14 protein-coding genes and 1 tRNA gene are annotated in these 12,389 nt (G+C 57.6%); 10 read left to right on the top strand and 5 right to left on the bottom strand.

The window, feature by feature from the left end; all coding sequences use genetic code 11:
* Positions 1-254 precede the first annotated feature (254 nt).
* Positions 255-431, bottom strand: coding sequence for a helix-turn-helix domain-containing protein (locus tag NZ705_11640; GenBank protein MCS7293597.1), 177 nt, complete (start codon positions 429-431; stop codon positions 255-257).
* A gap of 689 nt (positions 432-1,120) precedes the next feature.
* Positions 1,121-1,192 (bottom strand) — tRNA-Val (locus NZ705_11635).
* A gap of 61 nt (positions 1,193-1,253) precedes the next feature.
* Between NZ705_11635 and NZ705_11630 the strand changes: the two genes are divergently transcribed.
* Positions 1,254-1,991: an ABC transporter ATP-binding protein gene (locus NZ705_11630; protein MCS7293596.1), complete on the top strand. Its 738-nt coding sequence runs from the start codon at positions 1,254-1,256 to the stop codon at positions 1,989-1,991.
* A 16-nt stretch (positions 1,992-2,007) separates the two neighbouring features.
* Here the strand turns inward: NZ705_11630 and rpsD are convergent, their stop codons facing one another.
* Positions 2,008-2,619 carry a 30S ribosomal protein S4 gene (gene rpsD / locus NZ705_11625; GenBank protein MCS7293595.1) on the bottom strand — a complete coding sequence of 204 codons (612 nt, stop codon included), beginning with the start codon at positions 2,617-2,619 and terminating at the stop codon, positions 2,008-2,010.
* Between the two features lie 85 nt (positions 2,620-2,704).
* On the opposite strand from rpsD, the gene secE reads away from it, so the two are divergent.
* From secE to NZ705_11590, 7 genes are all read left to right on the top strand, one after another.
* Positions 2,705-2,968, top strand: a complete 264-nt coding sequence (gene secE / locus NZ705_11620; GenBank protein ID MCS7293594.1) for a preprotein translocase subunit SecE — start codon at positions 2,705-2,707, stop codon at positions 2,966-2,968.
* On the top strand, positions 2,965-3,591 hold the full coding sequence (gene nusG / locus NZ705_11615; GenBank protein ID MCS7293593.1) for a transcription termination/antitermination protein NusG: 627 nt from the start codon (positions 2,965-2,967) through the stop codon (positions 3,589-3,591). The genes secE and nusG overlap by 4 nt, the downstream gene beginning before the upstream one ends.
* 25 nt (positions 3,592-3,616) lie before the next feature.
* Entirely contained in the window at positions 3,617-4,042 is a 426-nt protein-coding gene (rplK, locus tag NZ705_11610; GenBank protein MCS7293592.1) for a 50S ribosomal protein L11, read from the top strand.
* Positions 4,043-4,135: 93 nt separating this feature from the next.
* Complete coding sequence (gene rplA, locus NZ705_11605) at positions 4,136-4,846, top strand: 50S ribosomal protein L1 (protein ID MCS7293591.1); 711 nt, start codon at positions 4,136-4,138, stop codon at positions 4,844-4,846.
* A 189-nt stretch (positions 4,847-5,035) separates the two neighbouring features.
* The gene (gene rplJ / locus NZ705_11600; protein ID MCS7293590.1) at positions 5,036-5,605 is read left to right on the top strand and encodes a 50S ribosomal protein L10; all 570 of its coding nucleotides are present in this window, start codon (positions 5,036-5,038) and stop codon (positions 5,603-5,605) included.
* A 40-nt stretch (positions 5,606-5,645) separates the two neighbouring features.
* Positions 5,646-6,059, top strand: coding sequence for a 50S ribosomal protein L7/L12 (gene rplL / locus NZ705_11595; GenBank protein MCS7293589.1), 414 nt, complete (start codon positions 5,646-5,648; stop codon positions 6,057-6,059).
* A 12-nt stretch (positions 6,060-6,071) separates the two neighbouring features.
* The gene (locus NZ705_11590; GenBank protein ID MCS7293588.1) at positions 6,072-7,355 is read left to right on the top strand and encodes a histidine phosphatase family protein; all 1,284 of its coding nucleotides are present in this window, start codon (positions 6,072-6,074) and stop codon (positions 7,353-7,355) included.
* A gap of 98 nt (positions 7,356-7,453) precedes the next feature.
* On the opposite strand, the gene NZ705_11585 is transcribed toward NZ705_11590, so the two are convergent.
* Together NZ705_11585 and NZ705_11580 are read right to left on the bottom strand one after the other, a co-directional pair.
* Complete coding sequence (locus NZ705_11585; GenBank protein ID MCS7293587.1) at positions 7,454-8,773, bottom strand: aminotransferase class III-fold pyridoxal phosphate-dependent enzyme; 1,320 nt, start codon at positions 8,771-8,773, stop codon at positions 7,454-7,456.
* Positions 8,774-8,798: 25 nt separating this feature from the next.
* Positions 8,799-9,800 (bottom strand): phosphotransferase, encoded by a 1,002-nt coding sequence (locus tag NZ705_11580; protein ID MCS7293586.1) that lies wholly within the window; start codon positions 9,798-9,800, stop codon positions 8,799-8,801.
* Between the two features lie 235 nt (positions 9,801-10,035).
* On the opposite strand from NZ705_11580, the gene eat reads away from it, so the two are divergent.
* Entirely contained in the window at positions 10,036-11,463 is a 1,428-nt protein-coding gene (gene eat, locus NZ705_11575) for an ethanolamine permease (protein MCS7293585.1), read from the top strand.
* A gap of 12 nt (positions 11,464-11,475) precedes the next feature.
* Entirely contained in the window at positions 11,476-12,255 is a 780-nt protein-coding gene (gene fabG, locus NZ705_11570) for a 3-oxoacyl-ACP reductase FabG (protein MCS7293584.1), read from the top strand.
* Positions 12,256-12,389: the final 134 nt, after the last annotated feature.

Raw genomic sequence — 12,389 nt, 5'->3', positions numbered from 1 at the left:
AATGGTTCCATCACACGCCCTGATGGGTAAGCCGCCATCATGCTAATTCGTTCTCCACGATTAAACTCTCTCTCCTTATTCATCAATATCCCGGTAATCTACGCCAGATTGGTTCATATAGACCACCTGATTTAGTGGTATCTGCTCGATTAACTCACAGTAAGCCTGTCACTCTTAGAAATAGGTTTTTTTTGTGGTTATAGCCTATCTTTTGCAGAGCCTTAACTCACACCGAAGTGAGCGGCCATCTCCCGTTAATCCACAAACCGCTGGAATTCTTCTAGGTCTTTCAGCTTATGACGATGGCCTTTTTGATAGCCTTCCTTGGGGTGAACGTCCCCGGTTTCTAACCCTTGTCTGAGCCAGCGTTGTACCGTTCGATAGCTGACCTTTAGGAACTGACTGACTTCCATGATAGTGGCGCCATTCAAGATGGCTTCTAGTTATATGGTCTGGGCATTTTCTCACTCCCTAGCAACACGTTCATTATATGACAACCTTAAAAAGCTTGGCTATAACAGACCTGCGGGAGATGGCGTAGGCGGACGTGCAGGCGCGGGCGGAGAAGCAGCTCCCTGGCAACGAGCGCTGCAAGTTGCTCTGAGCGCTTACTACCAGCGTAAAGCTGCTTGAACCTGGACAACCGAATAGCAACAAACAGCGCCGCAGACGAAGCTCCCCAGAGCCGCTGGTCTGTGTCAAGTGTGGGGTTGTTTGACCGCCGGTAAGCGGTCGTACTTTCTCACTCCGAAACTGAAACCAGGTGCGCACCCAGCAAGAGGGAACGGGCTAACCGGAGCGGCGGTCGCCGAATCAGGACCCATCCTAGCTGGTTCGTGAACCGTTGCAACCCTGCGTGGGAAAATCCACCTGTACAAGCGGGACAGTATTTTGGGACGCAGACACCGATGGGTCTGTATGACAAAATACTGTCAATGTAGGAAGGTAAGCACACCTTCACGAAACCTGGGGCGAAAACACCGGTAGGGTGAGCGTCCTAGGCTGAAGGGGTGCAACTACCTTCTCGCTCAGAGGACTGGTGTAAAGAGTGCCTGCCTTACAATTGGCGTAGCGTGGGCATCAATTTTAGATTGGTGTCAGTTAATCTTATAAAATACCATGGGCGATACAGGAATCGAACCTGTGACATCCTGCTTGTAAGGCAGGCGCTCTACCGCTGAGCTAACCGCCCCTATCTGGCACCCTTGGCATTCACGTAAGATAATAATCCTAAAGTATCACGAGGCCTGCGGATGCGCCAATCCCTGCTACGAGTTCAGGACTTGTATGCCGGTTATATCGCCGGTTTGGACATCTTGCAGGGGGCGAGTATCTCGATTGACCAGGGCGAACTGGTCACCCTGATCGGTCCCAACGGCGCAGGGAAATCTACCCTGCTCAAGGCCATTTTTAACCTGCTGCCTTACCGGCGGGGGATAGTGGAATTTCAAGGTCGCCCTATCCTCCATGTTCCCACCCACCAATTGGTCGCTCAGGGCATCGCCTACGTCCCACAACTGGCCAATGTTTTTCGTTCTTTAACTGTCGCAGAAAATCTCCAGCTCGGGGCGGGACCAGTTAGCAAAAAGCAATTACAAGCCCGCATTGACGAACTCACCCAACTTTTCCCCATCCTGCGCCAGCGCTACCACCAGCGTGCGGGGACCCTCTCCGGCGGTGAACGGCAACTGCTTGCTATGGCGCGGGCGTTAATGAGTCACCCGCAACTGTTACTGCTCGATGAACCGTCGGCAGCCCTTTCTCCCCGATTAGTCGGGGAAGTCATGGGGTATATCCAGCAAATCAACCGCCTGGGGGTCACCATTCTGCTTGTGGAGCAAAACGCCCGCCAAGCCCTCAAAATTTCCCACCGAGGCTATGTCCTGGAAAACGGTCGCGAATGCTACAGCGGCCCCGGTTCAGACCTGCTCAACGACCCCCGCATCGGCGAACTGTACCTCGGTATCAAAACGCCCTTGACCGCCGTGTGACGCGATGGCTCCCAGCCTAACCCTTGCGAGAGTAAAACTCCACAATCATCAGTTCATTCACCTGCAACGCCACACACTGGCGTTCGATAACCCCCGTCACCTTCCCCTCCAGCTTGTTCTTGTCAAATTCCAGGTGCGTCGGTAGGGTTGCCAGGCCAGGGTATTCGGCGTAAGCCGCAACCAGCCTGCGGGACGACTCGCGCGGGCGCACAGTAATCACATCACCAGGTTTGCACTCGTAGCTCGGGGTGTACACGGTCCGGCCATTGACCTGGATGTGTCCATGACTTACCAACTGGCGTGCCGCCGGAATCGTCGGAGCCATCCCCAACCGGAACACGGTATTGTCGAGGCGCATCTCTAGCAACTGCAACAGGGCTAACCCTGTCGAACCTTTCACCCGCCGCGCCCTGCGCACATACCGCAACAGTTGCCGCTCTGAAATGCCGTAGTTGTAGCGCAGCTTCTGCTTTTCCTCCAGCCGCTTGGCGTACTCCGACAACTTGCGGGGCGCTTGGCCGTGCTGACCGGGAGGATTCACACGCTTGCGCGCAACCTTTCGGGTCAGGCCAGGTAAATCCCCTAGCCGCCGAATGATCCGAACCCGTGGGCCACGATAGCGAGACATAGAGTGCAAATTGGGCAACAGTCTTTCATCATATCACGCGCTCTCCCAATGCACAACGGTCGTAACCCGATTCACTTGTGCTAAGATGAACAATGCCTTAGATGAAGCCGGGTCGTCCGAGCAAGGAAGCGGCATGGAAAAGAAAGAAACGGCAGCGCCGCCGGAAAAGGGTGGGCTGTTGACATTTTTACAGGATGTGCGCGCTGAGTTGAAAAAGGTCATCTGGCCGACTCGGCAGCAACTGGTCAGCGAGTCGCTAGCGGTCATCTTGATGGTGACGGCCTCGACCTTGCTGATTTACCTGGTGGATAGCTTGTTTGTGTGGTTAGCGCGGCGAGTGTTTCCATGACCTATTCAGCGGAACCGATGGAGGGGCAAGAGCGGGTAGGCCGGCCCTGCTGGTACGTGGTGCAGGTGGCCTCCGGCTGCGAGCAGAAGGTGAAAAGTACCCTCGAGCAGCGCAGTCGCGCCCTGGACATGACCGACCGGATTTTGCAGGTGGCCATTCCCCAGGCGCCGGTGGTGCGCATTCGTAAAGACGGGAGCCGCCAGAATACGGAGGAAAAAATCTATCCTGGCTACGTGTACGTGCAGATGCTGGCGGTGCAGAACGACAAGGGCCAGTGGGAAATTGACGACGAGGCCTGGCAGGTGGTGCGCAGCACACCCCATGTCATCAACTTTGTTGGTTCGCCCCAGGTACGCGGTGGACGGGTGCAAGTCAAACCTATGCCCCTGTCGGACGCTGAAGTCGAGCGGGTGTTCCGGTCGGTGGCAGTGGAAGAGCCCAAGGTGAAGGTGGATATGGCGCCGGGCGACCGGATTGTGGTCATCTCGGGTCCGTTTAAGGACTTCCGGGGCGAAGTGATTGAAGTCAGCCCAGAGCGCAGTAAACTCAAGGCGTTGCTGTCCATCTTCGGGCGGGAAACGCCCGTCGAACTGGAGTTCACCCAGATTCAGAAGGAAAGTTAGACGTTTGCGTTGAGGACCACGCTTCATGGCCAAGAAAGTCACCGCTGTCGTCAAACTGGCCCTGCCAGCTGGGAAAGCCAACCCCGCGCCTCCGGTGGGTCCGGCCCTCGGGCAACATGGCGTCAACATCATGATGTTCTGTAAAGAGTACAACGCCAAGACCGCCGACAAGGTGGGGATGATCATCCCGGCGGAAATTACCATCTACGAAGACCGCAGCTTTACGTTTGTCCTGAAAACGCCCCCGGCATCGGTGTTGCTGGCCAAAGCCGCCGGGATTGAAAAAGGCTCCGGCGACCCCAAGGGCAAAAAAGTCGGCAAAATTACCCGCGCCCAACTGCGGGAAATCGCCCAGACGAAATTGCCCGACCTGAATACGGATGACCTCGAGGCGGCTATGCGCACGGTGGCGGGCACGGCGCGCCAGATGGGGATCACGATTGTGGATTGACAGGGTCTATCCTGTCAGTGATAATTGATAAATGTGCTTATGCGGGGAGGGGGGAGAGGACAAACCTCGTCAACACCCCGGAGGTAAAGCGGGATGAAGAAACACTCCAAGCGGTTTCAGGCGCTGCTAGCCAAGGTGGAGCCGCGACCTTACGAGCCCAAAGAAGCGATTGCCCTGCTTAAGGAGACGGCGACGGCTAAGTTTCCCGAAAGCGCCGAAGCCCATATCCGGCTGGGCATTGACCCCAAGTTCAACGACCAGCAGTTGCGGGCGACGGTGACGCTTCCCAAGGGCACGGGGCAAACGGTGCGGGTGGCGGTCATTGCGCGCGGGGAAAAAGTTGCGGAGGCCCAGGCGGCGGGAGCCGATGTCTATGGGTCTGAAGAACTCATCGAAGAGATTGCCGGAGGGCGCTTGGATTTCGATAAGCTGATTGCCACACCGGACATCATGCCCAAGGTGGCCAAGCTAGGGAAACTGTTGGGGCCGAAGGGATTGATGCCCTCGCCTAAAGGGGGAACGGTGACCTTCGACCTGGCTGCAGCTATTAAAGAGTTCAAAGCAGGGAAATTGGAGTACCGGGCGGACCGCTCCGGGATCGTCCATGTCCTATTCGGCAAGGCTTCTTTTGCGGTTGAGGATTTGCTGGTCAATCTCAAGGCATTGCAGGAGTCGATTGACCGCAACCGACCGCCGGGCGCCAAGGGCCGTTACTGGCGCAGTCTCTTTATTTCCGCCACGATGGGACCGGGGATTGAAGTGGACTTCAACCTGTTGCGGGAGATGAAACTGGCGGAGGCGTAAAAGTTTCGACGGGCGCGTTGAGGAGGAGTTTGGCCTATCGAGTGAGTCACCCCCAATTGCATCCATGACCGCAGACCGCAGGTGCTTGATGCGTAAATGTCCTGCCGAGGTCAGCCCAGCCAACCCCCTAAGGGGTGATGCTTGGTTTGGCCCGGCAACCATAACCGGGTTTTTTATTTGGGAGAGCCTATGGGACGAACCCTAGCGCAAAAACAGGCCATTGTTGCTGACTTAAAAAAGACCCTGGACCAAGCCCAGATGACGCTAGTGATTGATTACCAGGGGTTGACGGTGGCGGAGATGACCGACCTGCGCCGGCGCCTCCGACCCACCGGCACTGTCTGCAAGGTCACCAAAAACACCTTGATGCGCCTAGCTATCCGGGACAATCCCACCTGGCAGCCGATGGAGCGGTTCCTGAAGGGACCCAACGCCTTCTTGCTGATCCGGGACGATTTGCCTGGCGCGGTCAAAGCCTATCAAGAGTTCCAAAAAACCACCAAAAAGACAGAATTGCGGGGCGCAGTGATGGAGGGGCAAGCCCTGGACGAACAGGGCCTCAAAGCCGTGCTTGACCTGCCCCCGAAAGAGGTGTTGATGGCCAAGGTGGCGGGCATGCTCAAAATGCTGCCCACCCAACTGGCCACAGCGCTCCACGCCGTCCCCACCCAACTGGCGACGGGGATCAACGAAGTGCCCGCTTCTTTGGGGCGGGTGCTCCAGGCGGTCGTCCAGCAAAAGGAAGCCGCCGGTTCCTAGTTCACGTTGTGTCGTTCATGAGACATAAGGAGAAATCACCATGTCTGCTAAAACTGATGCCATTTTGGAAGAGTTGAAAAGCTTAACGCTGCTGGAGGCGGCGGAACTGGTCAAGAAAATTGAAGAAACCTTTGGGGTGAGCGCCGCTGCTCCGGTAGGGGGCATGGTCATGGCCGCTGCTCCCGCTGCCGCTGCTGGTGCTCCCGCCGCTGCCCCCGCTCCCGAACCGGTGGAGGAGCAAACCGAATTCAGCGTGATTCTGGAAGCGGTGCCCGCCGACAAGAAGATTGCTATCTTGAAGGTGGTGCGGGAGTTGACTGGCCTGGGGCTCAAAGAGGCCAAAGACCTGGTGGAAGCGGCTCCCAAACCCGTCAAGGAGGGCATCCCCAAGGAAGAAGCCGAGAAAATCAAGGCCAAGCTGGTCGAGGCTGGTGCTACAGTAGCGGTGAAGTAATTCCCGTTCTGCATGACCACTGGCACCCGTCTCCTGCTCACCCGTCACGGCGAAAGCACCTACAACGCCCAGTCCCTCATCCAAGGTCGTTCGGATGCGGCGCTACTCACCGAGCGGGGACGGGTCATGGCCATCCAAACCGGCCAGATGCTCCAGGGGGTCCCGATTGACCATATTTACGTCAGCCCCCTACGACGCGCCCTAGAGACCGCCCAGTTGTTCAACTTAGCTGGGGTGCCTATCACGCCGACGCCTGACCTGCTGGAGATTGACCTGGCCGCCTGGGAAGGGTTGCCCCACGAAACGGTGCGTGTCCAATTTCCCGAGGACTACCGGCGCTGGCGCACCAATCCGGCGGAATTCGTGATGAATGGCCGCTACCCGCTCCTGGAATTGCTCAGCCAGGCGGAACGCTTGACCCAAACGCTCACGACCCAGCACCAGGGGCAAACGGTGTTAGGGGTTGGTCATGCCACGATCAACCGCATGTGGCTGGTGCAACTCCTAGGACTCCAACCGGCGGACTATTTCCGGCTGCAACAGAGCAACTGCGGGGTGAGCATCGTCAATCTCCAGGGGGATCAGGTGCAATTGGAAGCCCTGAACCTAGTCTTTCACACCGGCAGCCTATTTCCCAAGTCCAAGGGCGGCACGCGGATTTACCTGGTGCGGCACGGGGAAACCGACTGGAATCGCCAGGGCCAGTTTCAAGGGCAGAAGGACATTCCCCTGAACGACCAGGGCCAGCGCCAGGCCCAACAGACCCGCCAACTCCTCGCCGATGTCCCCCTTGATTTCGCAGTGAGCAGTCCCCTGCGTCGGGCACGGCAAACGGCGGAGATCATTCTCCAATCTCACCCCGGTGTTGCCTTGGAACTCCTACCCGACCTGCAGGAAATTAGCCACGGGTTATGGGAAGGCAAGTTTCACCACCAGGTGGAAGCGGAATTTCCGGGGATGCTGGCCGCCTGGCATCGCCATCCCGAAACGGTGCAAATGCCCCAGGGCGAAAATCTCTATCAAGTCTGGGAACGGGCCGGACGGGCCTGGCACAAAATCATTACCCGCTACGAAGGACAGCACGGGCTGGTGGTGGCCCATGACGCGATTAACAAGGCCATCCTGTGCCAGTTGTTTCACTTGGGGCCGGAGCGATTTTGGTTATTCAAGCAGGGCAACGGCGCAGTTAGCGTGATTGATTACCCCGAAGGCGCTAGTGGTCCACCCGTTTTGCAGATGCTGAATCTCACCCGCACCGATGGCTTTTTCGACCAGACAGCAGCCGGTGCTTTATAGTGATAGCGCTGTTGACGCAGCTAGCCAAGCAACCTAGGAGAAACGTTTGTTCAATCGCTCGTCCCCCGCTAGTGGAAGGTTGAGCAACTCGGGGAGACTCAGATAGGAACCGGTTCAGTTCTTGGGCTGTTAGGTGCAGCCGTCACTTCAGCCAGCGCATCAGCAAACGCTGCCAAGAAGGTGGCTACTTCTTTGTCAGAGAAACAAAGTGGCGGCCGGATTTTCAGCGACTCACCGTGACGTCCTGTCGTTCCAATAAGCACTCGCCGCTGCCGCAACCCCTCAACCATCGCTTTCACACGTGCTGGCGCTTCCACGCCGGCAAACTCAACGCCAATGAAAAAACCAGCGCCCCGGACTTCGGCAATCAAGGGGTTTCCCGCCACGATGTCGCGAATCCCGGCAAGCAAGACAGCGCCTTGGTGCGCCGCGTTGTCTATCAGCTTCTCCTGTTCAATCACGTCGAGCACGGCCAACCCAGCCGCTGCCGCAACCGGATTACCGGCGTAGGTGTTGAAATACACAATGTCTTCACAAAGTTGAGACAGCAACTCGGGTCTCACAGCCAAACCCGCGACTGGGTAGCCATTTCCCATGGCCTTCCCCATCGTCACCATATCAGGCTGTACGCCATGGCGTTGAAACCCCCACATACCGGCGCCGGTGCGGCCAAAGCCGGATTGTACTTCATCGGCAATGTAGAGACCTCCAGCCGCCCGTACTGTCTCAACCACCGGCCCGAGAAACCCAGGTGGGTCCGCCAGCACGCCATCGCTGGAAAAAATCGAGTCACAAATAAAGGCAGCCAAGCCCAATCCATCCGCTTCCAGTGCTGCTGCTGCTTGAGCGACAGCCGCCGTAAACCCACCTGTAATGTCATCACCGTAAGCCCTCCGAGACGGTGGGGGAACCAGGCGCACGTAAGCCGGTGGACCGCGCCGTTTCCACAGGGCGGGCGAAATGTCGATCGTGGCCAGCGTGCTGCCGTGGTAGGCATTCTCGGTGATGATGAAACCCCGCCTCCCTGTGGCGCGCATCGCAATTCGCATGGCCAGGTCGTTTGCTTCGCTGGCCGTGCAGCAGAGCACAATATTGGCAAGGTTGCTAGGGAAGGTGGCCTTGAGCCGCTCAAGATAGGACTCGACAATCTCGTGCAGATAACGACTGTGAATCGCTAGCTTTGCCGTCTGCTCGGCGATGGCCGCCACAACTTTGGGGTGACAGTGGCCAACCGACGGCACATTGTTATAGGCATCCAGGTAAAGCGTCCCATCCGCCGCTTCGAGCCAAGCTCCCTGCCCACGCACTAGTTCTAAGGGTTTGTCGTAAAACAGGATAGAAGCCGCCCCAGCATTGGCTAAACGACGCGCCAGCAAAGGCGATGTTGTATCTGTAGTGACGCAGGGAACTGTTGTCATCGGCTATCTCCATCCCTATCCCAGTCTAACGTGTGCTCAGGTAGCGCTCCGCCAGCTCGATAGTCCCCTGGGTGTAGGCGGCTAACCCCGCCTCGCGCGCCGAAGGGGTTTCACTGTGACCCGCAATCCAGGCCGTCAACATGATGCGGCGCAACATCACAAAATCGGGAATCATGTCCACGTCCTCAGGGGCGACAGGAGCAACTCGACGGTAGCCCTCCAACCACGCCTCCGCCAACAACGGGATGTAGGGCTTGTGCTCCAGAAAACTCACAGCAGCAGCAAAGTCGTAAATGAACCAGCCAAAGCCACAGTCGTCGAAGTCAATCACGCCAATCTGGTCCCCGTCCACCAGCAGGTTGGTTACCCGCAAATCGGCGTGGATCAGCCCGAAACGGTCCGGTGTCATCCCGTAGGCCGCCACGCGCCGCTGCAGGACGCCAATACAGCGACGCAAAATGGCTGCCCCCTCTGGCTCCAGACCCAACGCAGCTTGCCAGGGTCCCCAGTGGGGACGCTCGCCGATGGTCGTGGAAAAATCCCATGTCTTGCGGACAAAGTTGGCGGGAGGATGCCAGGACTTGGCGTGGGCATGCAGGCGAGCGCTAATTTCACCCAAAACCCCAAACGCTTTGGTCAAATCCTGCTCGTCTTCAGGATTCGGCTCTTTGCCCTGGAGAAAACTAAATGCAGCGACATACCGTTCCGTACCCGCATGGACGAACGAAGCGAGGTAACTCCCCTCCCGCGTGCGCAAGGGTTCCGGCGTCGTCACAATGCCCTCTGCCCGCAAGGCTTCAATCCAGATAAATTCCGATTCAATTTCATCGCGGGTGTGGTAACCGGGCCGGTAAACCCGGAAAATGACCGGTGTATCCCGCTCCAGGTCGTCGGCACGAAACGTGGCATTTTCCGAAACGGTTAGGAGACGCACCTGCGTTTGGGGTGAAAGCCCCCACAAAGGCGCGAGTTGTTCAACCCCCTGCTTGAAGGCGGCAATGAAATCATCACTGTAGAGCACACCCATTCAATACTGATTCGTAAAGGGCATAACGCCCTAGTAAGTTATCAACGTCATCTTATTTGATTCTGTAAAAAGTATTACCAATACTAGCCCCAAGGTCGCATACTGGCGACCAAAGTGGTTGTGCTTTGCAGTCCTGTTACTTGTAATACAGACTGGTGGTAGTCGGCTAAGGAATGCTTTAGACAACGACTGCTGAGGAGGTAATTACGTGGACAAGCATAGGAGGCGTCGAGATGTGCGCTACGTTGACGTGGACGAGGGTTACTTGCACAGAAGGCGCCTGCGCAAGAGTGCCGACTGGCTGCTCCTGTGGGGTCTGGGGGTGGGGGCGGTCATTTCTGGAGACTTTTTCGGCTGGAATTACGGCCTAGCTGCCGGCGGGTTTGGCGGACTTCTCATTGCCACGGTTATCGTCGCAGTCATGTACCTGACTTTGGTGTTTTCCATTGCCGAGCTTTCCACAGCCCTGCCCCACGCCGGTGGTTTTTACGCCTTTACCCGTCACGCTTTCGGCCCCACCTGGGCTTACATCAATGGGATTACGGACCTGGTGGAGTATGTCATTAGCCCTGCTGTCATCGTGGTTGGAATCGCGGGGTACATGGATGCCCTGATTCCGGGAGTACCGGCCTGGATATGGTGGGCCCTCTTTTATGTGCTGTTTGTGTTTATCAACATTCGGGGCACGAAGTTATCTCTTCAAGTTTCTCTGATTGTGACCTTCTTGGCGCTGGGGGTTTTGGTCGTGTTCTACGGGGCCGCTATCTTTTCGGGAGCCTTGAGCTGGGACAATCTTTTTAATATCCAGCCCCAGCCGGGCAACTCTGGTTTTCTCCCCTTCGGCCTGTATGGGGTCTTTGCCGCGCTTCCCTATGCCATCTGGTTCTACTTGGCGATTGAGCAACTGCCGGTGGCGGCGGAGGAGTCTCACGATGTGGTGCGGGATATGCCGCGCGCGTTGATCTTGGCCATCCTGACGCTGCTGGCGCTCTCGGTGTTGACGCTTGTGCTGAATGTGGGGGTCGCGGGGGCCAAGGAGGTCGGGGAGTCGGCAGCTCCTCTGGAGTTGGGGTTTAAGGCGGTTTTTCAGGATGCTGCGACCACGACGGTTTTGACGCTGATTTCGATTACCGGTCTAGTGGCCAGCTTCCACGCGATTATTTACGCCTATGGGCGGGTGCTTTTTGCGCTCTCGCGGGCGGGCTACCTGCCCAGGGGGCTGTCGGTCGTCAGCCGCTACCATACGCCCCACTATGCCCTGACGCTCGGCGCAGTGGTGGGGTTTGTCATTTGCATCTTGATTAACGCCTTTTCCGACAGTGTGGGCGCAGCCTTGTTGAATATGGCGGTTTTCGGCGCTGTGATTTCCTATGCTCTGACCCTGTTTTCCTACATTCATTTGGCCCGCACCCGCCCCAACCTGCCGAGACCCTACCGAAGCCCGCTGGGTGTGCCAGGCGCCTGGGTCGGTGCCATCTTGGCGTTGATTTGTCTGGCGGCGACATTCGCGGTCGAGAGCTACCGTCCTGGGGTGGTGGGAACAGTCATTTTTGTGGTGCTCATGATGGGATACTACTGGTTCTATAGCCGTTTCCGGCTGGTGGCCCGAGCGCCGGAGGAAGAGAGTGCGCTGATTGCCGAAGCGGAACGGGAACTGCGCTAAGGGAGGAGAGCCATGTTTTCCGTAGCGGGACGCTCGGTGGTGGTGACCGGCGCATCGCGGGGCATCGGCAAGGGCATCGCCCGCGTGTTTGCCCAGCAGGGGGCCAAGGTGCTGATCGCCGCCCGTGACCCATCCAAGTTAGCGGCTACAGCGCAGGAACTGCAGGAGATGACCGGTGGCCAGGTGATTGCCCAAGCCTGTGACGTCTCCCAGTGGGAACAGGTCCAGGAGTTGATGGCGCGGGCAGAGCAGGCATACGGTGGTCTAGATATTCTGTGCGCCAACGCGGGTATCTTTCCCCAAAAACGGTTGGAGGACCTGGCACCCGAGGAGTGGGACGAAGTCCTTGCCACGAATCTGAAGGGGTGTTTTCTCTGCGTCAAGGCGGCCATTCCCGCTTTCCAACGCCGTGGGCGCGGGCGGGTGGTTCTCACCTCCTCCATCACCGGTCCAATTACTGGCTTTCCAGGCTGGACCCATTACGGCGCCTCCAAAGCCGGACAGCTTGGCTTCCTACGCACCGCCGCCCTGGAGCTGGCCCGCTACGGCGTGACCATCAATGCTGTCTTGCCTGGGAATATTCTCACGGAGGGGTTGGCGGGCCTGGGCGACGACTACTTGCGACAAATGGCGGCCTCTATCCCCCTAAGGCGGCTCGGTCGGGTGGAAGATGTGGCCTACGCTGCTTTATTCCTGGCATCCGATGAAGTAGGCTATATCACCGGCCAGACCCTGGTCGTGGATGGGGGGCAGATATTGCCAGAATCCCTGGAAGCGCTGCAGTCCATTTGAGCGACCCAGTGGTTGTTGGGATAGATAGCCGAGCCGACAAAGGTTGACATATGTAGTTATGTCATCCCTTCGGTCACAGGGCGTAGCCCCACCTTTGGTTTTGCTCTCAATAGCTACCAAGGCCTCCCTGCATA

Origin of the sequence: Gloeomargarita sp. SKYB120 (assembly GCA_025062155.1) — a bacterium.
GTDB lineage: Bacteria > Cyanobacteriota > Cyanobacteriia > Gloeomargaritales > Gloeomargaritaceae > Gloeomargarita.
The sequence above is the reverse complement of the archived record's forward strand: the minus strand, read 5'-3'. Positions and strand labels throughout refer to the sequence as shown.